22 protein-coding genes and 1 tRNA gene are annotated in these 21,663 nt (G+C 72.2%); 13 read left to right on the forward strand and 10 right to left on the reverse strand.

Features of this window, described 5'->3' with window-relative positions; genetic code table 11:
• Positions 1-108: 108 nt before the first annotated feature.
• From ACWCSU_RS37105 to ACWCSU_RS37115, 3 genes are all read left to right on the forward strand, one after another.
• On the forward strand, positions 109-654 hold the full coding sequence (locus tag ACWCSU_RS37105; protein ID WP_357693883.1) for a hypothetical protein: 546 nt from the start codon (positions 109-111) through the stop codon (positions 652-654).
• A 50-nt stretch (positions 655-704) separates the two neighbouring features.
• Complete coding sequence (locus ACWCSU_RS37110) at positions 705-1,085, forward strand: hypothetical protein (protein WP_449941443.1); 381 nt, start codon at positions 705-707, stop codon at positions 1,083-1,085.
• A gap of 79 nt (positions 1,086-1,164) precedes the next feature.
• Complete coding sequence (locus ACWCSU_RS37115; protein WP_449941444.1) at positions 1,165-1,836, forward strand: DUF6766 family protein; 672 nt, start codon at positions 1,165-1,167, stop codon at positions 1,834-1,836.
• On the opposite strand, the gene ACWCSU_RS37120 is transcribed toward ACWCSU_RS37115, so the two are convergent.
• The gene (locus tag ACWCSU_RS37120; RefSeq protein ID WP_357693889.1) at positions 1,770-2,606 is read right to left on the reverse strand and encodes a 1-aminocyclopropane-1-carboxylate deaminase/D-cysteine desulfhydrase; all 837 of its coding nucleotides are present in this window, start codon (positions 2,604-2,606) and stop codon (positions 1,770-1,772) included. The two genes, ACWCSU_RS37115 and ACWCSU_RS37120, sit on opposite strands and share 67 nt — an antisense overlap.
• Before the next feature lie 43 nt (positions 2,607-2,649).
• On the opposite strand from ACWCSU_RS37120, the gene galK reads away from it, so the two are divergent.
• Positions 2,650-3,762 carry a galactokinase gene (gene galK, locus ACWCSU_RS37125; protein ID WP_449941446.1) on the forward strand — a complete coding sequence of 371 codons (1,113 nt, stop codon included), beginning with the start codon at positions 2,650-2,652 and terminating at the stop codon, positions 3,760-3,762.
• Positions 3,763-3,767: 5 nt separating this feature from the next.
• Here galK and ACWCSU_RS37130 read toward each other — a convergent pair whose 3' ends face one another.
• The 4 genes from ACWCSU_RS37130 to ACWCSU_RS37145 all read right to left on the reverse strand — a co-directional run bounded on the left by ACWCSU_RS37130 (position 3,768) and on the right by ACWCSU_RS37145 (position 8,758).
• Positions 3,768-5,597, reverse strand: coding sequence for a glycoside hydrolase family 15 protein (locus ACWCSU_RS37130; protein WP_449941447.1), 1,830 nt, complete (start codon positions 5,595-5,597; stop codon positions 3,768-3,770).
• A 69-nt stretch (positions 5,598-5,666) separates the two neighbouring features.
• Positions 5,667-6,704 (reverse strand): NAD(P)-dependent alcohol dehydrogenase, encoded by a 1,038-nt coding sequence (locus ACWCSU_RS37135; protein ID WP_449941448.1) that lies wholly within the window; start codon positions 6,702-6,704, stop codon positions 5,667-5,669.
• Positions 6,705-6,845: 141 nt separating this feature from the next.
• Complete coding sequence (locus ACWCSU_RS37140; RefSeq protein ID WP_449941451.1) at positions 6,846-7,619, reverse strand: enoyl-CoA hydratase-related protein; 774 nt, start codon at positions 7,617-7,619, stop codon at positions 6,846-6,848.
• 41 nt (positions 7,620-7,660) lie between these two features.
• On the reverse strand, positions 7,661-8,758 hold the full coding sequence (locus ACWCSU_RS37145) for a nitric oxide synthase oxygenase (RefSeq protein WP_364086926.1): 1,098 nt from the start codon (positions 8,756-8,758) through the stop codon (positions 7,661-7,663).
• Positions 8,759-9,064: 306 nt separating this feature from the next.
• Here ACWCSU_RS37145 and ACWCSU_RS37150 point away from each other — a divergent pair, with 306 nt between their 5' ends.
• Positions 9,065-9,241, forward strand: a complete 177-nt coding sequence (locus tag ACWCSU_RS37150) for a hypothetical protein (protein ID WP_357693903.1) — start codon at positions 9,065-9,067, stop codon at positions 9,239-9,241.
• Positions 9,242-9,358: 117 nt separating this feature from the next.
• Here the strand turns inward: ACWCSU_RS37150 and ACWCSU_RS37155 are convergent.
• Positions 9,359-9,433, reverse strand: a tRNA-Asn gene (locus ACWCSU_RS37155).
• Positions 9,434-9,559: 126 nt separating this feature from the next.
• Here ACWCSU_RS37155 and ACWCSU_RS37160 point away from each other — a divergent pair.
• Positions 9,560-9,877: a YtxH domain-containing protein gene (locus ACWCSU_RS37160; protein WP_357693906.1), complete on the forward strand. Its 318-nt coding sequence runs from the start codon at positions 9,560-9,562 to the stop codon at positions 9,875-9,877.
• Positions 9,878-9,919: 42 nt separating this feature from the next.
• On the opposite strand, the gene ACWCSU_RS37165 is transcribed toward ACWCSU_RS37160, so the two are convergent.
• The 3 genes from ACWCSU_RS37165 to ACWCSU_RS37175 are packed head-to-tail and all read right to left on the reverse strand — an operon-like array spanning position 9,920 to position 11,855.
• Positions 9,920-10,393 carry a hypothetical protein gene (locus ACWCSU_RS37165; protein ID WP_357693908.1) on the reverse strand — a complete coding sequence of 158 codons (474 nt, stop codon included), beginning with the start codon at positions 10,391-10,393 and terminating at the stop codon, positions 9,920-9,922.
• Positions 10,390-11,664, reverse strand: coding sequence for an amylo-alpha-1,6-glucosidase (locus tag ACWCSU_RS37170; protein WP_364086921.1), 1,275 nt, complete (start codon positions 11,662-11,664; stop codon positions 10,390-10,392). Before ACWCSU_RS37170 ends, ACWCSU_RS37165 begins: the two co-directional genes overlap by 4 nt.
• Positions 11,665-11,696: 32 nt before the next feature.
• Positions 11,697-11,855 carry a hypothetical protein gene (locus ACWCSU_RS37175; RefSeq protein WP_357693913.1) on the reverse strand — a complete coding sequence of 53 codons (159 nt, stop codon included), beginning with the start codon at positions 11,853-11,855 and terminating at the stop codon, positions 11,697-11,699.
• 177 nt (positions 11,856-12,032) lie between these two features.
• Here ACWCSU_RS37175 and ACWCSU_RS37180 point away from each other — a divergent pair, with 177 nt between their 5' ends.
• Genes ACWCSU_RS37180 through ACWCSU_RS37210 form a run of 7 tightly spaced genes read left to right on the forward strand, consistent with a single transcriptional unit; the run spans position 12,033 to position 20,317 of the window.
• On the forward strand, positions 12,033-13,199 hold the full coding sequence (locus ACWCSU_RS37180; protein WP_449941457.1) for a hypothetical protein: 1,167 nt from the start codon (positions 12,033-12,035) through the stop codon (positions 13,197-13,199).
• Complete coding sequence (locus tag ACWCSU_RS37185) at positions 13,196-15,376, forward strand: tetratricopeptide repeat protein (RefSeq protein WP_449941459.1); 2,181 nt, start codon at positions 13,196-13,198, stop codon at positions 15,374-15,376. The genes ACWCSU_RS37180 and ACWCSU_RS37185 overlap by 4 nt, the downstream gene beginning before the upstream one ends.
• Positions 15,376-16,230: a PP2C family serine/threonine-protein phosphatase gene (locus tag ACWCSU_RS37190; protein ID WP_449941462.1), complete on the forward strand. Its 855-nt coding sequence runs from the start codon at positions 15,376-15,378 to the stop codon at positions 16,228-16,230. The genes ACWCSU_RS37185 and ACWCSU_RS37190 overlap by 1 nt, the downstream gene beginning before the upstream one ends.
• Positions 16,223-17,509 (forward strand): vWA domain-containing protein, encoded by a 1,287-nt coding sequence (locus ACWCSU_RS37195; protein WP_357693923.1) that lies wholly within the window; start codon positions 16,223-16,225, stop codon positions 17,507-17,509. The genes ACWCSU_RS37190 and ACWCSU_RS37195 overlap by 8 nt, the downstream gene beginning before the upstream one ends.
• Positions 17,509-18,141, forward strand: a complete 633-nt coding sequence (locus ACWCSU_RS37200) for an FHA domain-containing protein (RefSeq protein WP_449941464.1) — start codon at positions 17,509-17,511, stop codon at positions 18,139-18,141. Before ACWCSU_RS37195 ends, ACWCSU_RS37200 begins: the two co-directional genes overlap by 1 nt.
• The gene (locus tag ACWCSU_RS37205; protein WP_449941467.1) at positions 18,138-19,514 is read left to right on the forward strand and encodes a hypothetical protein; all 1,377 of its coding nucleotides are present in this window, start codon (positions 18,138-18,140) and stop codon (positions 19,512-19,514) included. The genes ACWCSU_RS37200 and ACWCSU_RS37205 overlap by 4 nt, the downstream gene beginning before the upstream one ends.
• Positions 19,511-20,317, forward strand: coding sequence for a transporter substrate-binding domain-containing protein (locus ACWCSU_RS37210; RefSeq protein WP_449941469.1), 807 nt, complete (start codon positions 19,511-19,513; stop codon positions 20,315-20,317). The genes ACWCSU_RS37205 and ACWCSU_RS37210 overlap by 4 nt, the downstream gene beginning before the upstream one ends.
• Positions 20,318-20,381: 64 nt before the next feature.
• Here the strand turns inward: ACWCSU_RS37210 and rpoD are convergent, their stop codons facing one another.
• Entirely contained in the window at positions 20,382-21,485 is a 1,104-nt protein-coding gene (gene rpoD / locus ACWCSU_RS37215; protein WP_397042687.1) for an RNA polymerase sigma factor RpoD, read from the reverse strand.
• Positions 21,486-21,663: the final 178 nt, after the last annotated feature.

The following is a 21,663-nucleotide window of genomic DNA, read 5'->3' on the forward strand; positions in this document are numbered from 1 at the left end:
CCCTCCCATTGTTTGACCAGATGAGCTTATATGGTCACGTAATTACCGACAAGACCCAGATCTCCCGTACCCCGCCGGGCGGCCCCGCCGGGCCGTAGCGTAGGGGGCATGGGCAAGGCGTTCTGGATCGACCAGGAGTTCGACAGGGACCGTGACGGGCGCTACGCCGTACACGTGCGCAAGAACCTCGACGAGTTCGAGTGGGGTGACATCGCGCCGGTCAGGTTCGCCTGCGCGGCCTGGCGGCTGGCCACCTCGCCCTCGCTCACCCCCGGCTACGTGCGCTGGGACCGTCGCGTCCTGGAGGCCACCTGCCACCGCAACACCTGGGACGGCACCCTCTACGCCCGCGTCCAGATCGCCTCGCCGCTCCCCGAGGAGCTGACCAGGTCGCGGGCCTGGTGGCGCGACCGCGGCTGGCTGGGCTGGCAGGAGACCTTCGGCCAGTACGTCGAGCCGAGCCAGCAGGACCTGGCGCGCATCCCGTTCCTGCGCGCCACACTGCTCGTCGAGGCGCCCGTGCCGCTCGACGACCTCCCGCCGGAGCCCGAGGGCCCGCACGACGAGGTCGAGCAGCGGGCCCACCGGGCCGTGGTCGTGCTGGCCCGCGAGCTCAACGCCCTGGTCACCCCGGTGCTCGACCAGCTCGGCTAGCCGGCGCGCCCGGCAGCATGCCCTGAGCCCCTGGGGGTAGCGGGTGGCTCATGAGATTCCCGTTCGTCGTTCCGGCGCTCCTCCTGGCGGCCGCCGGCTGCGCCGTGGACACGACGTCCCCCGCGCGGGCCGCCGAACGGTTCCACGCGGCCGTGGCGGCCCACCAGGAGGACGCCGCGTGCGGGCTGCTGGCCCGTACCACCGCCGACAAGCTGCCCGACCCCGGCCAGACCTGCGCGCAGGCGCTGGGCGACGTCAAGCTGGGCCCCGGCGGCCGGGTCACCGAGGTGAACGTGTGGGGGAAGGAGGCCCAGGTGCGGCTGGCCGGCGACACGGTGTTCCTCCACCGCTTCGCCGACGGCTGGCGGGTGAAGGCCGCGGGCTGCCGGCCCGCGCGCGACCTGCCCTACGAATGCGAGGTGGAGGACTGATGCGGGTGATGTTCACGCTGACCCTGCTCATCATCGCGGCGGGGCTGGCCTGGTTCTTCGCCATCGGGTGGGCGCGGTTGTGAGGTGGCTGAAGGAGAACTCCCTGTCGCTGGCCTTCCTGGTCATGTTCCTGCTGGCGCTCGGCGGCCAGGCGGTGGCGGGCATGCTGCAGTTCAACGACGTGCAGCTGGTTCAGGGCGGCGACCCGGTGTCGTTCGCCGAGTACGTCACCTCCTCCGACTTCGCCGTGGACGTGGCCGAGAACTGGCAGTCGGAGTACCTGCAGTTCTTCCTGTACATCATGCTGACCGTCTGGCTCGTGCAGAAGGGCTCCCCCGAGTCCAAGAAGGTGGAGGACGCCGGGGCCGAGTCGGACGAGGAGCAGCAGGTCGGCGCGCACGCCACCAGCTACTCCCCCGCCTGGGCCAAGGCCCGCGGCGCCCGGCTGTGGCTGTTCAGCAACTCGCTCGGCCTGGTGATGGGCGCCATCTTCGTGCTGTCGTGGCTGGCCCAGTCGGTGGCGGGCCAGGCGGCCTACAACGCCGGACGGCTGGGCGACCTGCGCGACCCCGTCTCGTGGGGCCAGTACGTGACCTCCGCCGAGTTCTGGAACCGCAGCCTGCAGAACTGGCAGTCGGAGCTGCTGGCCGTGTTGTCGATGGTGGTGCTGTCGGTCTACCTGCGTCAGCGCGGCTCGCCCGAGTCGAAGCCGGTCGGCGCCCCGCACGCCGCCACGGACGTCGAGGGCTGACCGGTCAGCACGGCGACGACGCGGGTGCCCGGCGCGAAGGCCCCCTGCCGGGCCAGGTCGAGCACGCCGTAGAGCATCTTGGCCACGTAGACGCCCTCGACCCGGTGCTCGGCGGCGAACCGGTCGAGGACGGGGGTCGAGCGGGCGTAGCCGCCGAAGTGGTAGTCGAGGTTGACCGACCAGTTCGTCCAGGTACGGCCGTACGCCTCGCGCTGGAGCCGGGCCACCTCGTCCGTCAGGAAGCCGGCCCCCTTGAGCACCGCGAAGCCCAGCGCCCGCCTGCCCTCGGGCAGCCCGGCCGCGATGCCGGCGAGGGTGCCGCCGGTGCCGACCGGGCAGCAGACCACGTCGTAGTCGACGCCGATCTCCGGCGGGAGCTCGGCGCAGCCGCGCACGGCCGCCGCGTTGCTGCCGCCCTCCGGCAGGATCGTGACGTCCCCCCAGCGCTCCCGCAGCCGCGCCTGCACCTCGGGCGTGTGCTTGAGCCGGTAGGAGGCGCGGTCGAGGTAGGTGAGCGTCATCCCGCAGGAGACGGCGAAGGCGAGCGTGGGGTTGAGCGGCAGGTGCTCCTCGCCCCTGATCACCCCGATCGTCTCGATCCCGTGCAGCCTCCCGGCCCGGGCCACGGCCCTGATGTGATGGGAGTACGCCCCGCCGAAGGTGAGCAGCCGCCGATGGCCCAGGTTGTACTTGAGCTTGCGCCGCTTGTTGTCGTCGTGCATCAGGAACACCCGGACCTCGCCGAGCGCTGGATCCAGGAGCTCCTCCATGGCGCTAGTCTACGGTCGGGCCTTTGTTGAGGAGTGTTGGATTATGCGCGTTGCTGAAGCTTTTCGTGCCGCCTTCGGTGCCGATCCCCGCACGGTCTGGCGCGCGCCCGGCCGGGTCAACCTGATCGGCGAGCACACCGACTACAACGACGGTTTCGTCCTGCCCTTCGCGGTGCCGTGGGGCGTGAGCGCCGCCGTCACCCCGCGCGCCGACCAGACCATCCGCCTGCTGTCCCTCCAGTCCTCCGGCGGCCCGGTCGAGCTGTCGGCCAGGGAGGAGGCGACCGGCTGGGCCCGCTACGCCGTGGGCGTGCTGGCCATGCTCGGCGACCGGGTCGCGGGCGCCGACATCGCGATCGACGGCGACGTGCCCCAGGGCGCGGGGCTCAGCTCCAGCGCCGCCCTGGAGGTGGCCGTCGCCTCCGCGCTGAACGACGTCCACGGGCTCGGCCTGACGCCGATGGAGATCGCCCTGCTCAGCCAGCGGGCCGAGAACGACTTCGTCGGCATGCCGTGCGGCATCATGGACCAGGCCGCCTCCGCGCTGTGCCAGGAGGGCCACGCGCTGTTCCTCGACTGCCGCTCGCTCGGCTCCAGGAACATCCCCCTCGACCTGGCCGCCGAGGGCCTGAGCATCCTCATCATCGACACCCAGGTCCACCACGAGCACGCCGGCGGCGAGTACGCCAAGCGCCGCGCCGAGTGCGAGTCCGCCGCCCGGAAGCTGGGCGTGCCGTCCCTGCGCGACGTCACCGACCTGGCCGCGGCCCTCGACCGGCTCCAGGGCGCCGAGCGCAGGCGCGTCATGCACGTCGTCACCGAGAACCACCGCGTCGAGGCCCTGATCGGCCTGCTGCGCGCGGGCAAGGTCACCGAGATCGGCGCCCTGCTCAACGCCTCCCACCTGTCGCTGCGCGACCAGTACGAGGTCTCCTCGCCGGAGCTCGACGTCGCCGTGGAGGCCGCCTTCCGCGGCGGGGCCCGCGGCGCCAGGATGACGGGCGGCGGCTTCGGCGGCTCGGCCATCGCCCTGGTCCCCGACGCCCGCCTCGACGACGTGCGCGCGTCGGTCACGGCCGCCTACGCCGAGCGCGGCTTCCAGGCCCCGCGCTTCCTGTCGGCCACCGCGGCCAAGGGCGCCCACCGCCTGGCCTGAGCCGGTCAGGGCGTCCGGGCCGCCCCCGCCCGGGCCAGGTTGACCCCGCTGGCGATCACCCCGATGTGGCTGAACGCCTGCGGGAAGTTGCCCGCGAACGCGCCCGTGGCCGGGTCGATCTGCTCCGGGAGCAGGCCGAGCGGGCTGGCGCGGGCGCACAGGGAGGCGTACAGCGCCTCGGCGCGGGCCCGGTGGCCCTGGAGGATCAGGTTGTCCACCAGCCAGAAGCTGCACAGCAGGAAGGCGCCCTCGTCGCCGGGCAGGCCGTCCGGCGACTGCTCGTGCAGGTAGCGGTAGAGCAGGCCGTCGCCGGCGGACAGGCGTTCGGCGACGGCGGCGGTGGTCGCCGCCATCCGCGGATGGTTGGCCGGCACGACCTTGCGCAGCGGCAGCGCGAGCAGGCTGGCGTCCAGGCCGCTGCCGCCGTCGAGGTGCTCGCCCAGGCACTGCGCGTCCTCGTTCCACGCCTGTTCCAGGATGAGCCGGCGCAGCTCCTCGGCGGTGGACCGCCACCTGGCGATCGGACCGGCCAGGCCCAGCCGCTCGCCGATGGCTGCGGCCCGGTCCAGCGCCACCTGGCACATGCCCGCCGAGTAGGTGAAGACCCGGCCCTGGCTGCGTACCTCCCAGATGCCCTGGTCGGGCTCCTGCCAGGTGCGCGCGGCGGCCTCGGCCAGCTCCGACAGCCCCGACCACAGCGCGGGCTGGAGGTCGCGGCCGGGCAGCAGCCACTGGTCGGCGCAGTCCAGCACCTCGCCGTAGACGTCGTGCTGGCGCTGGTCGGCCGCGCCGTTGCCCCACCGCACCGGCGCCGAGCGGCGGTAGCCCTCCAGATCGGGGTCGACGACCTCCTCGGGTACGGGGTCGCCGCGCAGCGTGTACATGATCAGCGGATCGCCGCTCTGCTCGAAGGCGTCGAGGACCCAGCCGAGGAAGCCGTCGGCCTCCTCCTCGAAGCCGACGCGGCGCAGCGCGAAGACGGCGTAGGCGGCGTCGCGGATCCACGTGTAGCGGTAGTCCCAGTTGCGCACCCCGCCGACGGGCGCGGGCAGCGAGGACGTCGGCGCCGCCACCAGCGAGCCGTTGACCCAGTCGTCGCACAGCTTCAGCGTGATCACCGAACGCCGGACCAGCGCCTCCTGCGGGCCCCGGTAGCCGCACGCGCCCATCCAGCGCCGCCAGGCGTCGGCGGTCTGCCGCAACATCGCCTCGGGGTCGAACCGGTGGTGGCGGTGGATGCGCCCCCACGACAGCACCAGGTCGAGGCGGTCGCCCTCCTGGAGGTCGTGCACGGTGCGCAGCCCGGTCAGCGGCCGGTCGGAGCGCAGATGCAGCCGCAGGTCGGGCCGCCGGGACGCGCGCACCTCCAGGCCGCTGCCGAGCATCCGGGCCTGCCCGCCGCCGCGCGGCTCCAGCTCCGCCCGCAGGCGTACGCTCCCCGCCAGGACGACCGCGGACCGGACCAGCTCGCCCCTGCCGCCGCCCGCGTCGTCGCTGAGGTCGGCGCCGGCGCGCAGGACCAGTGCGTCGGTGATCCGCACCACGCCGGACGGGCCGCGCAGCTCGGTGACCAGCACGGCGGTGTCCGGCTCGTAGTACTGCCTGGCCTCGCGCAGGTCGTCGGCCGTCAGCGTGAAGTGGCCGCCGCGCTCGTGGTCCAGCAGGCCGCACAGCAGGGGATCGCTGTCGAAGTCGGGCAGGCACAACCACGGGATCGAGCCGTCGAGACCGACCAGCGCCGCCGTCGTGCCGTCGCCGATGAGGCCCAGGTCCTCCAGCGCCGGGTAGCCGTCCCGGCGGCGCACCGGGCGGAAGGGTGGGTCGAGGTCGAGCATGGCCGGCGTTCTCCTCAGTGCTTCTCGGCGCTCCTCAGTGCTTCTCGGCGCCTCTTGGTGCCCTTGCCGTCACTGGAAGGCGATCATCACCTTCACCACGTCGTCGAGCTTCTTGTCCGAGACCTCGAAGGCGCGTTCCATCTCCTCGAAGCCGAACGTGTGAGTGGTCAGGGGCGTGGGATCGAGCCGGCCGCCCTCCAGGATGCGCAGCAGGCGTTCCATGCGCAGCCGTCCGCCCGGGCACAGGCCGGTCGTGATCTTCTTCTCCGCCATGCCGACGCCCCACTCGACGCGCGGGATGCGGACGAACTCGCCCTGGCCGTAGTAGCCGGTGTTGGACACCGTCCCGCCCGGCTTGGTGATCTTGATCGCGGTCTGGAAGGTGGCGTCCGCGCCGAGCGCCTCGATGGCGGTGTCCACGCCCTGGCCCCCGGTCAGGCCGAGGACGCGCTCGACGACGTCCTCGGTGGTGAAGTCGACGATCTCGTCGGCGCCGTAGTCGCGGGCGAGCCGCTTGCGGCGGGGCACCGATTCGACCCCGATGACCAGGCCCGCGCCGCGCAGCCGGGCGCCGGCGGTGGCCATGAGCCCCACCGGGCCCTGGGCCAGCACGGCGACCGTCCCCCCGATGGGGATGTCGCCGTTCTCGGCGCCCATGAACCCGGTCGAGAGCATGTCGGCGCAGTAGACGGCCGTCTCGTCCGGCACGCCGCCGGGGATCTTGGCCATGTTGGCGTCGGCCTCGTTGACGTGGAAGAACTCGGCGAAGACGCCGTCCTTGGAGTTGGCGAACTTGAACCCGCCGAGCGGGCCGCCGGACTGCGACGGGTGGCCGTTCTGGCAGGCGAGATCGCCCCAGTCGGGCGTGATGGCCCCCACCAGGACGCGGTCGCCCGGCCGGAAGTCGCGCACCTCGCCGCCCACCTCGTGCACGACGCCGACGGCCTCGTGCCCGAGCGTCAGGTCGGTGCGCGGGCCGATGCCGCCCTGGACGGTGTGGGAGTCGGAGGTGCAGATGAGTGCGGTGGTGGTGCGGACGACGGCGTCGCGCGGGCCCGGTCGCGGCACGGGTTTGTCCATGAAGCCGACCCGGCCGATCTCCCTCATGACGAAAGCCTGCACCGCGCCCCCCGAACCTGCCCCGCGTCCCCGCTTCGCCGTGAAGCTCCCGGACACGCCCTGCCTACCCGGCGGGGCTCGTCGTCTAACCTCGGCGCGCGCCGGCCGGCCCCCCTCCGGCCTGCGGTTTCACAGCGCCGGGAAGTTGGGCGGGCGCCGCTCCAGGAAGCTGGCGACGCCCTCGGCGAAGTCGGGCCGCCCGAAGGAGGCCAGCATCTCGTGGACGGCCTTCCTGGCCGAATCCTCCAGCGTGGTGTCCCAGTCGTGCCACACCTGCCGCTTGATCACCGCCATGGACGCCGGCGAGCTGTGCACGGCCAGCTCCCTCGCGTACTCCTGGGCCTGCTCCAGCAGCGACTCCCCGGGCACCGCCCGGTTGGCCAGACCCAGCTCGTACGCCTCCCGCCCGCTGAACACCCGGCCCGACAGCAGGACGTCCATGGCCCGCTGCTGGCCCATGACCCTCGGCAGCACCCAGGACAGGCCGTACTCGGCGACCAGGCCGCGGCGCGGGAACGCCGTCGTCCACTTGGCCTCCTCGGCCGTGAAGACCAGGTCGCAGACGAGCGCGTGCACCATGCCGAGCCCGGCGCAGGCCCCGTTGACCGCGGCGATGATCGGCTTGCCGATGGTGGTGGGGAAGGTGTTGGGCCGCGGGTCGGGGGTCTCGTCGTAGGAGCCGGTCTGGATGGCGGCGAGCGTCCTGAAGTCGGCTCCGGCGCAGAAGCCCTTGCCCGCGCCGGTCACCACGACGGCCCGGACGTCGGGGTCCTTCTCGGCCTCGGCCAGCAGGTCGAAGTAGCGCCGGCCCATGGCGTCCGTCCAGGCGTTGAGCGTGTCGGGACGGTTGAAGGTCAGCGTGAGCACGCCCCGGTCCGACGATGAGAGCACGAGTTCCGCCATGCGCTAACCGAACCATGTTCTGGGCAGGGCTGGCAAGCATGTCACCGGGTGGGGTGGCGGTGCACGTAGGCGGGGGTCAGCTCGCAGGTGTCGTAGTACCGGTGGAAGACCGGGGTCGCGCCGCCCGACAGCGGCGGGACGATCCACGACCAGTCGGCCGGGCAGCGGCGTCCGGCGCGTTCCTCGCGTTCCAGGTGGGTCAGGAAGCGCCGGGACTCGGTGTGATGGTCGGTGATCGTCACCCCGGCCGCCTCGAACGAGTGCAGCACCGCCACGTTGAGCTCGACCAGCGCGTGGTCGCGCCACAGCGAGCGCTCGGTGGAGGTGTCCAGGCCGAGGTGCTTGGCCACTTCTGGGAGCAGGTCGTACCGGTCGGCGTCGGCCAGGTTGCGCGCCCCGATCTCGGTCCCCATGTACCAGCCGTTGAACGGCGCGCACGGGTAGCAGACGCCGCCGATCTCCAGGCACATGTCCGAGATGACCGGCACGGCATGCCAGCGCAGCCTCAGCTCGGCGAACCACGCGTACTCGGGGTGCAGCAGCGGCACCTCCAGGACGGCGTCGCCGGGCAGGTTGCACAGCAGCGGGTCGCCGAGCCCGGCCCGCACGATCAGCGGCAGCACGTCGAACCGGCCCGGCCCGCCGCGCCAACCGAGCTCCTTGGCCAGGTCGGTGAGCCCGGCGTTGCGCGCGTCGCCCAGGACGCCGCCGCCGTCCAGACGGTGCCCGGCGTAGCGGACGAGCTGGTCGTTGAGCACCCGCGGGCCCGGCATGGCCGGGGTGTCCGGGGCGAAGACGGTGATGGTGGGCCTGATGCGCCCCTCCCCCGTCGCCTCCCGCAGGTGCGCCACGCACTCCACCGCCACGCCCTCCGCGGTCGCCACCTCCCGCCGGTCGCGCAGCTTCAGCGAGCGCCAGTACAGGCGTCCGATGCACCGGCCGCTGTTGCGCCAGGCGACCCGCGCGCCGAACTCCAGCTCCTCGAAGGTGTGGGCGTACGTGCCGTGGCGGGCGACGTCTCTGGCGACGTCGCGCAGCCGGGCGGCCAGGCCGCCGGCGGAGGGGTTCTCGGCGTGGAAGAGCCTGATGAAGCGCTCCGCCTCGCGGACGTCCGTGGTGCGCTCGAACAGCGCGTGCACGGCTTGCACATCGAAGGGACGCAGGGATCTGATCCAGGTACGCACGCGGCAACCAACACTTCTCCGTCAGCGGAGCGCCCCGCCGATTCCGGGTCGGCGGCACGTCCTGCGGCGGCGCCCTCTCCACGCCACCTTCGACGACTTCCCGCGGCTGCCGGCCATACCCGACCGGCTCCCCCATCTTCCGCCCCAACCCTCCCCTTGTCCCCCAAACCCCAAAATCCCGTAACCCACCAACTACAACCCGTACACTCCACGCGCCGCCTCGCACGATCTTGTCGGTGGCGACGTCTACGCTCCCCGTTCATGAGCAACGACGAGACCCGCACCGTACGCCTGACGCTCGACGTCACCGACTACGACGTCGCCGGTCTCCACGACTACCGCGTCCGGTACCACCTCAAGAACACGGGCTGGGAAGGCGCGGAGCCCATCGTCGTGCAGGCCACGGGCGGCGCCCCTGAGTACTACCTCGCCCCGTAGGACCGGCGGTCGAGGACCTGGGCCTTGAGTGAGGGGAACGCGTCGTCCGAGACCCCGGACGACGCCCCGGAAACGACTCAGGCCCTCCACCTGTCTCCAGGTAGAGGGCCTGACCACTGGCTCCCGCGATAGGACTCGAACCTATAACCTGCCGGTTAACAGCCGGCTGCTCTGCCGTTGAGCTACGCGGGATCGAACGTTCGCCCTGCTGGTCGGGCTTGTTGGGCCCTTCCTTCGTGCGCAGGAATAGATTAGCGCACTCCGGGAGTGCGTGTCGCATCGCAACTGGGGTAGGCCGGGAGACAGCGGAGGTGCAACATGCGTTATCGGATGACATTTGCGGTCGGTCTGGCGGTCGGTTACGTGCTCGGCAGCCGGGCGGGCCGCGAGCGGTACGAACAGATCAAGCGGGCGGCCCAGCGGGTGGCCGACAGCCCGAGGGTCCAGGAGGCCGCGGGCGTGGTCGGCGCGCAGGCGTCGAAGCTGGCCGGAGCGGCCAGGGAGAAGGTGGGCGGAACTCTTCAGGAGAAGATCCCGTTCCTCGGCTCCGACGGCCATCACAGGTCCGGCAGCGGCTGGCCCGAGGAGGAGGATCTCGCGGAACGGAAGTCCCGCGAGACCGGCATCCCCTACTGAGGCCGAGACCCCGAGATCCGGCGCGGCACGGACGTGTGACCCTCACACGCCCATGCTGCGCCGGACGCCTTCCAGGGCCTGTTCGGCCTGCGCGCGCAGCCCCGGGTCCGCCGGATCGAGCCCCTCGTCGAAGACCAGGGTCCAGCCCAGCACCTCGCCGCCCGGCGGACGCCTGGCCACCAGCCGTACGCCGCCGCGCCCCGGCAGGCTGACGCGCTTGTTGACCACGATGGTGGAGTTCACCCGCTCGCGCACGGTCTCCGGCACCATCCGCGGCTCGGCGACCCGCTCGAAGTACCGGGCGCCGCCGACGGTGACGACCCGCAGCCCCTCGTCGTCCCACGACGCCTTGTCGATCTCCTCGTACGGCACCCGCGTCCCGTCCGACAGGAACAGGGCCAGGTTGGTGGCCACCAGGTGACCGTCACCCGTCTCGGTGAACGTCAGCACCCGCTCCCCCGGCCGGACGTCCAGCGATCGGCGCACGTCGGCGGGCAGGCGGCGAAAAATGCTCATACCTCCACGGTATCGGCGAGCAGGTCGAGGGTGAGCGCCGCGCTCCACGAGAAGTCCCTGCACCCGCGCCCGCTGCCGTCGAAGGGATCGAAACACTCGCGGAACCCGGCCTGCCGGACGAGCCGCAGGGTGCCGTTGGCGAGCTGCCGCCCGAGCTGGTCGAGCGAGTGGACGGCGGCGGCCCGGCGTAACAGCCAGTTGGTGTTCACCCAGGACGGCCCGCGCCAGTAGCGGGTGCGGTCGAACTGGGCGGCGCGGATCTCGCAGCTCGGCACCGGGTAGCCGGTCGCGCCCATGAACCGGGCCGACTCCAGCACCTCGACGCAGGCGTGCAGCTGGTCGCTGGGCAGCCCGGGATCGAGCAGCGGCCCGAACGCGCCCACCGTGCAGACCTTGATCAGCCGGTCGGAGCGCAGGTCGCGGGGGTAGAAGCAGCCGTCCCAGAGCCGGTCGAGCATGGCCTGCCTGATGCGTTCGGCCTGTTCGGCGTGGGGCGCGGGATCGGCGCCGGCCAGCGGCGCCAGCTCGGCCAGCGCCTGGCAGGAGGCGAGCCAGATGCCGTTGAACATCGGGTCCTCGACCGCGAACGGGTGCTCGTCGCGCAGGTACTCGGCGCGGTAGCCGGCGTCGCGGTAGCGCATGGCCAGCCAGACGTAACGGTCGTGGTCGCTGTCGGGGTGGCGGTCGGCCAGTTCCACGTTGCGGTAGCCGTAGCCGATGACGGGCAGCGCGGCGAGCGGCTGGTCCCAGGCCGGGCTGTCGTCCATGCCCGACTCCCAGGGGTGGACGATGGCCGCCAGCCCCGCGCCGCCGAGGTCGCGGGCCGAGGCGAGGTAGTGGTGCTGGGCGACGAGCAGCGGGAAGGTCCGCCGGACGAACCCCACGTCGCCGGTGTGCCGGTACAGCCACCGCAGCGCCAGCGCCTGCAGCGGCGGTGAGGTGAGCCCGGAGGTGCCGACCCTCGGCGCGGACTCGTGCTCCTGCGAACGCCAGACGGACGGCCCGGGGAAGTACGCCTCGCGCGTGTGGAAGACGATGTGGGGCACCATGCCGGTCGCCCACTGGCCGCTCAGCAGGCTGAGCAGCTCCTCCCGGGCGCGCTCCGGACGGTGCCTGGCCAGGCCGATGACGACGAACGCGGAGTCCCAGCTCCACTGGTGCGGGTACAGGCCGGGCGCGGGCACGGTGCCGCTGCCCGTCCAGTTCGCCTCGAGCACGGCCAGCGCCTCGCGCCCGAGCGCGGCATCGTCAACCGCCGGCCGCGCCTCCATTCACTCACTATGCCTTGGGAAGCGGGCGGAAGCTACGGCCTTTGGGCCCACTTCGCGACGAACGTGACACCGAGGACGACGGCGCCGATGATGAGAGCCCACTTGAGAAGCGTGAAGACGAAACCCACGAGCGGGCCGACGAGAAGCAGTGCGACGATGATCGCGGCGATGATCAGAAGGATGCGTGCCATGTCTCCACGGTAGGAGATCCTTTAAGCCGTTTGCAGGTGACCGAGGGTTGAATCAGGGACAAGTCAGGGTCACCCCTACCCATTGGAACCAACCGGTCAAGCCTCCCGTTGATCCGGTAGAACCACGGGGCATCGGGGGCCCTCTTCACGGGGAGCGTGATGAGTCTGGGACCGCCCATGAGCAGGGAAGGCGCCGAGTACGCGCTGCGCGCTCGGGCCGACGAACGCGACCGGATCTCCGGCGACCTGCTCGACCTCGAATCTCACACCACCTACCAGTTGCTCAAGGGCGCGGCGCTGGACGGGGTGACGCGGCAGCGCTGGACCGCCGTCCAGGCCGCGCTGGCCCGGCTGTGGGTGCTGAACGACGCCTACCGGGCCGTGCTGCGCGAGGCCGAGCAGGTCAGGGCCGTACGGGCGAAGCCGGGCGCGGAGCAGCTCGACGAGCTCACCCGGCTGCTCTCGGGGCCGTCCGTGGTGCTGCGGGCCGCGGCCAAGCCCGTCGAGCAGCGTTCGCTGCTGCCCGAGGCCGACGAGCGGCTGACCCTCGACGAGACCGTGGCCCGCATGGACGGCGCGTTCCGCGAGGTCACCTCGGCGCTCAACGACATCGACGCCGTCTGGAACGCCGTCCTGCCCCGGCTGGACGACGCCGACCGCGCGCTGCGCGAGCTCCGCGACCTGGAACGCGAGCTGGGCGAGAGCGCCGGCCTGGACGCCCAGGAGTCGCAGCTGCGGCGGATGCGCGCGGCCCTGCTCGCCGACCCGCTCGGCGCGGGCGTCGGCCCCGACCTCGGCGGGGTCGCCCGCGCGCTGGCCGAGGCCCGCGCAGAGGTCGACCAGGCGATCGTGGTCAAGCGCGAGTACGCCAGGCGCCGCGAGGACCTGGTCGCGGCCCTCGACCGGGTACGCGCGGCCGAGAGCGAGGCCAGGCTGGCCCACGGCGCGGTGGTGGTCAAGATCGCCCTGCCGCCGCAGGCCCGGCCGCGCAGCCGCGTCGAGGAGCTGACCGGCGAACTGGACGCGCTCGACGCCTCGGCCGACACCTGGGTGGTACGCGCCAGGCGGCTGGCGGCCGTGGAGAGCGAGGCGGCGAAGGCGGCCGACCGGGCGCGGGCCACCGCCAAGGCCCTGTACGGGCTGGTCGGCAGGCGCGACGAGTTACGCGGCCGGCTCGGGGCCTGCCAGGCCATGGCGGTACGCAAGGGCATGGCCGAGGACCCCGCCGCCACCGCGTGCTTCGAGCGGGCACGATCCCTGCTGTGGACCGCTCCCTGCGACCTGACCGAGGCTGCCGCCGCGGTCGAGACCTACCAGCGCGCGATACACGGAGGTAAGCCATGACCCGCTGCGCGCAGCCGGGCTGCACCGGCACCATCGAGGACGGCTACTGCGACCTGTGCGGCAACGCGGCGGCCGCGCCACCGGCGCCCGTGTCCGTCCCCCAGCAGGTGTCAGGGCCCATCTCGGGGCCCATCTCGGGGCCCATCTCGGGGCCGCTCTCGGGCCCGGTGAACACCCAGCCGGTGAGCCGGTCGCTGACCTCGCCGGTGAGCAGCAGCGGCAGGTCGCGGGCCGGGGTGCTGGGCGGCATCGCCGACCTGCCGTCCGTCCCGTACCGGGATCCGGCGACGGCCGTGATGGCCGATCCGCAGGTGCCGGAGGAGAAGCGGTTCTGCGCCAACCCGGCCTGCGGGGAGCCGGTGGGCCGGTCCCGGCAGGGCCGTCCGGGGTTGACGGAGGGGTTCTGCCCGCACTGCCGCACGCCGTACTCGTTCACCCCGAAGCTGGGCAAGGACGACATGGTGGCCGGGCAGTACCGGGTGCTCGGCTGCCTGGCCCACGGCGGTCTCGGCTGGATCTACCTGGCCGCCGACGAGAACCTGGACGGCCGCTGGGTCGTCCTCAAGGGCCTGCTCAACACCAACGACGCCGAGGCGCTGGCGGCGGCCGAGGCCGAGCGCAAGTTCCTCACCACGGTCGACCACCCGAACATCGTCAAGATCCTCAACTTCCAGCTCTCCGGCGGCCTCGGCTACATCGTCATGGAGTACGTCGGCGGCCAGTCCCTGCACGAGCTGCGCCGCAAGGGCCCGCTGCCGCTGCGCGAGGCCCTGATCTACGGCCGGGAGATCCTGCACGCCTTCGGCTACCTGCACGAGAACGGCCTGGTCTACTGCGACCTCAAGCCGGCCAACGTGATCAGGGTCGGCCGGCGGCTCAGGCTGATCGACCTGGGGGCCGTCCAGCCGATCGGCTCCCCGCCCGGCACGTCCTGGGCGACGGTCGGCTACCACGCGCCCGAGCTGGACACCCATCCCTCGTCGGTGTCCTCCGACCTCTACACCGTGGCCAGGACGCTGGCGGTGCTGGCGATCCCGTCCTGGAGCCCGGCCAAGGGCGGCGTGGCCAGCCCGCTGCCGCAGGACTGCGGGCACGAGTCGTTCGCCCGGCTGCTGCGCAAGGCCACCGCGCCCAACCCCGCCGACCGGTTCCAGAGCGCCTGGGAGATGGAGGAGCAGCTCGTCGGGGTGCTGCGGGAGATCAGCGCGGCCGAGGAGGGCGTGCCCTTCCCGGCGCCCTCGACCCTGTTCGGGCCCGAACGCTCGGCCGTGTGGACGGCGCTGTCGGACTCGCGCCAGGAGGTGTTCGGCCCGCTCGACCCGGCCGCGGTCGCGGTCGAGCTGCCGGTGCCGCACGTCGATCCGCTCGACCCGGCGGCGGGCCCGCTGGCGGGCCTGGTCGGGTTCGACGGCAAGGAGCTGTTCGACCAGCTCTCGGCGATGCCGCCGACGCCCGAGACCCGGCTCATGCGCACCCGGCTGCTGGCCGAGGCGGGCGCGGCCGAGACGCCGGCGGCGCTGGCCGAGCTGGAACGTCAGCTCCCCGGCGACTGGCGGACGACCTGGTACCGCGGCGTGCTCGCGCTGGCCACACGCCAGACGGACACCGCGGTGACGATGTTCGACGCGTGCGTGTCGGCGCTGCCCGGCGAGCTCGCGCCCAAGCTGGCGCTGGCGTTCGCGCTGGAATGCGCGGGCAGGCAGTCGGCCCACTGGTACAACGCCGTCTGGCGGACCGACCACTCCTACGTCAGCGCCGCGTTCGGGCTGGCCAGGACGGGCCGCGTCAACATCCTGGACGAGGTGCCGCCCACCTCCAGCTACCGGGTGGCGGCGCAGGTGGCGCTGGCCGCCTCGGTGTTCCGCCGGACCGACCTGAGCACGCTGTCGGCGGCCGACCTGGTCGGCGCGGCCGGGCGGCTGGCCAACCTGGTCGACCTCGACCCGCGCCGCCGCGACCTGCTCACCACCGAGTTGCTGCGCTGCGCGCTGGCCTGGCTGGAGAACAACCCCGCGCCGCCCGGGACGAAGCTGGCCGAGGCGGACTTCACCGAACCGGGGCTGCGCAGGCGGCTGGAGTCGATCTTCAGGAAGCTCGCGGTGGCGGCCGGCTCCCGCCACGAACGCCACGCGCTCATCGACGAGGCGAACGCCGTACGACCGAGGACGTGGCTGTGATGGAACCCGTACCGAACGCCCAGAGCTGCCCGATGTGCGCCTCCCCGGTCGTCCAGGGGGACGTCTACTGCGAGCGGTGCGGGCACGCGCTCGGCGCGCCGGTCTGCACCTCCTGCGGCGCGGCCGCGGTGGACCCGGAGGGCTACTGCGAACGCTGCGGCGTGCGCCAGCCCACCGGCCGGGACCACGCCGAGACCGTGCTCGACGGCGGGGCCGCCGCCGTGACCGACCGGGGGCTGCGGCGGGCCCGCAACGAGGACGCCGTGGCGCTGCTGACCACCGGCGACGCCGTGGTGACGGTCGTGTGCGACGGCGTCGGCAGCTCGCCGCGGGCCGACCAGGCCTCGGCCGCGGCGGTGGAGACCGCGGGCGCCGCCCTGGCCAGGGGGACGTCCGCGCAGGAGGCGTTCGAGCTGGCCGGCAAGGCCGTGGCCGCGCTGGCCACGTCCGTGGACGACGCGCCCGCCTGCACCTACGTCGCCGCGGTCGCCGGCCCCGGCGGGATCACGCTGAGCTGGGCCGGGGACACGCGGGCGTACTGGCTGCCCGGCGCGGACCCCGGGCAGGGCGTGCTGCTGACCGAGGACGACGTGGTCCCGACCGGCGAGATCACCGCGTGGCTCGGCGCGGATTCCGGCGAGGTGTCGCTGCATGTGCGCACGCTCGCCCTGGGGGCGCCCGGCCTGCTGCTGGTGTGCAGCGACGGGCTGTGGCGCTACCTGGACGGCTACCGGTTCCCGCACACGGGAACCCCTCTCGACATGGCCCGCGAGATGCTGCGCCACGCACTGGCCTCCGGCGGCCAGGACAACGTGACGATCGTTCTCATCCCCCTAGGAGAAACGCATGGGTGACCAGCCCACGTTCACGCTGAACATCGACCAGAACAAGTACCTGTCCACCGACGCCCGCGAGGTGCACGCGGTCCTCACCGTGGCCTCCTCCGGCGGCGGCTTCGCCCAGGCCGCGCCCACGGAGGCGGCCGAGGTGATCATCGTCGACACCTCCGGCTCGATGAGCGGCGGCAAGATCCGCGAGGCCCGGCAGGCCGCGGCGGCGGCCGTGCACGCGCTGCGCGACGGCGTGTACTTCGCGGTGATCGCCGGGACGGAGAAGGCCAAGGTCGTCTACCCCGGCGGCAACGCCAACCTGGTCAGATCCACGCCCGCCACCCGGGCCGAGGCCGAGCGCGCGATCAGCCGGCTGCTCGCGCACGGCGGCACGGCCATCGGCGAGTGGCTGAAGCTGGCCGGGCACCTGCTGAGCGCGTACCCGAACGCGATCAGGCACGCGCTGCTGATGACCGACGGGCAGAACAACGAGCGTCCCGAGGTGTTCGGGGCCGTGCTGCAGGGGTGGAGCGGCAAGTTCGTCTGCGACAGCCTGGGCGTGGGCGACGACTGGGTGCCCGCCGAGCTGCGGAAGGTCGCCGAGGCGATGCTCGGCTCGTTCGAGTTCGTACGGAACCAGAGTGATCTGGCCGAGTTCTTCCGCCGGGTGACGCAGACGTCGATGAGCAAGACCGTGGCGGACCTGTCGCTGCGGGTGTGGGTGCCGCAGACGGCCAAGCTGAAGTTCGTCAAGCAGGTCTCCCCCACGCTGCTCGACCTGACCGGCAAGCGCACCGACGTCAACCCGCTGACCGGCGACTACCCGACCGGCTCGTGGGGCCAGGAGGAACGCGAGTACCACCTGTGCGTGGAGGTGCCGCCGGGCCAGATCGGCCAGGAGATCAGGGCGGGCTGGGTCAAGCTGGTGCGCCCCGACACCCAGGACGTCGTGGCCAGCGGCAACGTGCTGGCCCAGTGGACCGACGACCTGGCGCAGTCCACGCAGATCAACCGGAAGGTCGCCCACTACACCGGCCAGGCCGAGCTGCACGAGCTCATCCAGGACGGCCTGAGCGCCCGCGCCGCCGGCGACGTTGAGGCCGCGACCGCGCGCCTGGCCAAGGCCAGGGAACTGGCCGCCGAGTCGGGCCGCGAGGACACCGCCCGGCTGCTGGAGAAGGTCGTGGAGGTCGATCCCGCCACCGGCACGGCCCGGTTGCGCAGGAACGTGGACAAGGCGGACGAGATCGAGCTGGACACCGGTTCCGTCCGCACCAGCCGGCTGCGTAAGGACGAGGGCTGATGGCGACCTGTCCCCAGGGGCACGCCTCCGGCTCCGACGACTACTGCGACGTCTGCGGCGCGCAGATGGGCGGGACCGCCGCCCCGTCCCAGCCCCAGGCGACGGCCCCCGGCGGCGGTGACGACGCCTGCCCGGTCTGCCAGACGCCGCGCGCCGGGCAGTTCTGCGAGGTGTGCGGCCACGACTTCACCGGCGGCGGGGGCGGCGTCCCGATCCCCGTGCGAGGGGCGCGATGGGAGGCCGTCGCGGCCGCCGACCGCACCTACTACGAGAAGGTGGTCGCCGAGGGCGGCCCCGACGCGGCGCGCATGGCCTTCCCGCCGTACTGTCCCGAGCGCTCGTTCGGGCTGGTCGGCGAGCAGGTGCGCATCGGGCGGCGCAGCAGGGCCAGGAACCTGGCGCCGGAGATCGACCTGACCGGCCCGCCCGAGGACCCGGGCGTGTCGCACCTGCACGCCGTGCTGCTGGGCCGGCCCGACGGCACGTGGACGCTGGTCGATCCCGGCTCGGCCAACGGCACCCAGGTCAACGGCAGGACGGTCGAGATCAACACGCCCGTCAGGGTCGGGCCGGGCGACCGGATCCACCTGGGCGCCTGGACCGTCATCACCATCAGGGAGGGGACGCCGTGACCCTGGTGCAGAACCCCGGCCCCCTGGTCCAGGCGGGAGCCGCGCCCCCGCCGCACCGCAACGTGCCCGGCCGCATCCGCGTGATCTCCGGCGTGACGGTGGCGGCGCTGGCGCTGCTGTTCGCGGCGCTCGGGGTCGGCAGCCTGACCTCCGGCGACGGACTGCAGGTCATCGGCCGCGACGCCGGACCGCAGGTCGTCGCCACCGCCGGGCTCTACCTGGCGCTCAGCGACATGGACGCCCAGGTCGCCAACGCGCTGGTCATGGGCGACCAGTACGGCCAGCAGCGCCGCGTCGCCGTCGACCGGTACGAGCGGCGGCGTTCGGAGGCCAACCAGGCGCTGCTGAAGGCGTTCGAGCTGGCCGGCGACAACGCGGCCGATCGGCGGACCGTGCAGTCGGTGCTCGACGGGCTCGGCCGCTACGAACGGCTCGCCGGGCAGGCGCTCCTGCTGAACGAGCAGGCCCGGCACGCGCCTGGCGCGCCGCCGGAGAACGTGGTGGGCACCTACCGGCAGGCCACCGACCTGATGCGGCTGGTGCTGCTGCCGCAGGCCTACAACCTGACCCTGGAGAGCGGCACGATCGTCCGCAGCACCTACGACGAGAAGAACGCCTGGGTCCCGCTGCTGCGGACCGCGGTGCTGCTGGCCGGGCTGCTCGCGCTGGGCTGCCTGATCTGGCTCCAGGTCTTCCTGGCCCGGCGATTCCGCCGGGTGTTCGGCCCGGCACTGCTGGTCGCCACGCTGGCCACGGCGGTCTCGCTGATCCTCGGCGCGAACGTGCTCGGCCAGGACCAGGAGGACCTGCGCACGGCCAAGGCACAGGGCTTCGACTCGGTGCTGACGCTGGCCAAGGCCCGCGCGATCAGCAACAGCATGCAGGGCGACCAGAGCCGGTACCTGCTGGACAAGGAGCGCGCCGACACCTATGAGCACACGTTCCTGGACAAGTCGCAGTCGGTCGTCTACTACGAGTCGGGCAACCTCACGCAGTACCACGCGAAGGTGGCCGGCGACTCCGGGGACGCCCTGGGCATGCTGGGGCCCGAGCTCACCGGCGTGGAGGGCGGGCGCGTGCTGGACGCGTACAAGGCCTTCCAGCAGGCCGACACCGCCTTCCGGGAGCTGGCGCTGGCCGGCCGGACGGCCGAGGCCGTGACCGCCAAGCTCGGGCCGGTCACCGCCGCGTTCGACGCCTACGACCGGTCCCTGGTGGCGCTGGCCGACCGGCACGAGCACACCTTCGACCGGGCCATCGACGCCGGCGAGAACGCGCTGGACAACCTGTGGCGGCTGCTGCCGTTCGCGATCGCCGGGATCGGGCTGCTGATGATCGCCGGGGTGTGGCCGAGACTCAAGGAGTACCGTTGAAGCGGGCACTGGTAGCGGCGCTGGCCCTGGTCGCGGTGGTCACCGCGGCCTGCGGGACCGGCGACCGGGCGTCGATCCTCGACAAGGACTCCCTCGTCATCGCGGTCCGCCCCGACCTGCCGTCGGTGGGCTTCCGCAAGCCGGACGGCACCTTCGAGGGCTTCGACGTCGACGTCGCGCGCTACGTGGCCAAGCGGCTGGGCAAGGACTTCAAGCTGATCCCCGTGCTGGCGGGCGATCGGGAGAAGGTGCTGGTCCAGGGGCGGGCCGACCTGGTGCTGGCGACGTACACGATCAGCATGGACCGTAAGGCGAAGGTGCTGTTCGCGGGGCCGTACCACGTCTCCTACCAGGACATCCTGACGCGGCCGGACGACAGGGTGGACAACGTCCGGGAGCTGAAGGGCCGCCGGATCTGCGCCGTGGAGGGCTCGAACGCGGCCGAGCGGGTCGTGAAGGAGCGCAGCGTGGCGGCCGAGCTGGTGCCGTTCAAGGACTACGCGTCGTGCCTGAGCGCGCTGAAGAGCAGGCAGGTGGACGCCGTGACCACCAACGACGTGATCCTGGCCGGCCTGGCCAACCAGGACGGCTCGGGGCTGCGGCTGGCCAACGCCCAGTTCAACGAGCAGCGCACCGGGGTGGGCCTGCACAAGGACGACGTGCCCGGCTGCGAGGCGGTGAACCGGGCGATCACCGACATGTACCAGGACGGGACCGCGGGCAAGCTGCTGCACAAGTGGTTCGGCAAGGCGGGACTGCACCTGGACAACATCGCCGTACCGCAGTTCGAGGGCTGCTCCTGAAGAACCGGCTCCGGCATGCGGACGGGCCCGGCGCGCTCGCCGGGCCCGTCGCGGGGTCGAAGGGTCAGTCCAGGTAGTCCTTGAGCATCTGCGCGCGCGTCGGGTGGCGGAGCTTGGCCAGGGTCTTCGACTCGATCTGCCGGATGCGCTCCCGCGTCACGCCGAACTCCCTGCCCACCTCCTCCAGCGTGCGCGGATGCCCGTCGGCCAGGCCGAAGCGGAGCTGGATGATGCGCTGCTCGCGGTCGGACAGCGTGGCCAGGATGTCGTCGAGCTGGTCCTGCAGCATGATGAAGGCGGCGGCCTCCATGGGCACGACGGCGTCGGCGTCCTCGATGAAGTCACCGAGGTCGGAGTCCTCCTCGCCGATCGGCGACTGCAGGGACACCGGCTCCTGGGCGATGCGCTGGATCTCCACCACGCGGTCGACCGGGAGGTCCATCTCCTTGGCGATCTCCTCGGGGATGGGCTCGCGACCGAGATCCTGGTGGAGCTGACGCTGCACTCTGACGAGCTTGTTGATGGTCTCCACCATGTGCACCGGAATGCGGATGGTGCGCGCCTGGTCGGCGATCGCCCGGGTGATCGCCTGTCTGATCCACCAGGTGGCGTAGGTGGAGAACTTGTAGCCCTTCGTGTAGTCGAACTTCTCGACCGCCCGGATGAGCCCGAGGTTGCCCTCCTGGATCAGGTCGAGGAAGAGCATGCCGCGCCCGACGTAGCGCTTGGCGATCGACACCACGAGCCTGAGGTTGGCCTCGATGAGCCGCTGTTTGGCCCTGGTGCCCTGCCAGACGAGCTCCCTGAACTCCGGGAAGGCCAGGCGCGAGACCCCGGTGGCCAGCTTGTCCTCGGCGAACAGGCCGGCTTCGATCGACTTGGCGAGCTCCACCTCCTCCTCGGCGGTCAGCAGGGGGACGCGACCGATCTCGCGCAGGTAGATGCGGACGAGATCGCTGGTCGGCGCCCGCTTGCCTACGTCCTCCTCATCGGCGCGGGTGGATTCCTCGTCGCCCTGGGGCTCAAGGACCTCCACGCCGTTCTCTGCGAGCATCCGCACGACGCGTTCCAGCGCGTCGGACGGCAGCTCGGATCGGTCAAGCGCGGCGGCGACGTCATCGACGGTTACGCTTCCGCGCTCCCTTCCCTTCGCGACGAGGTCCGCCACCTGATCTACCGATGGCGGCCCGCTTGGCAGCACCGATGCACCCACGGGAGACAGTCTGCAGTATTGGTTCCATCAAATGGCAGACCCATTTTTGTTGCGGAAGGTAAGACGATCAGCATTACCGAATTGAGATCGAGTAAAGGTTTGGCCGGAGTTTGATCAGGAAAGAAAAGTCAAT

Source organism: Nonomuraea sp. NPDC001699, from assembly GCF_053596455.1.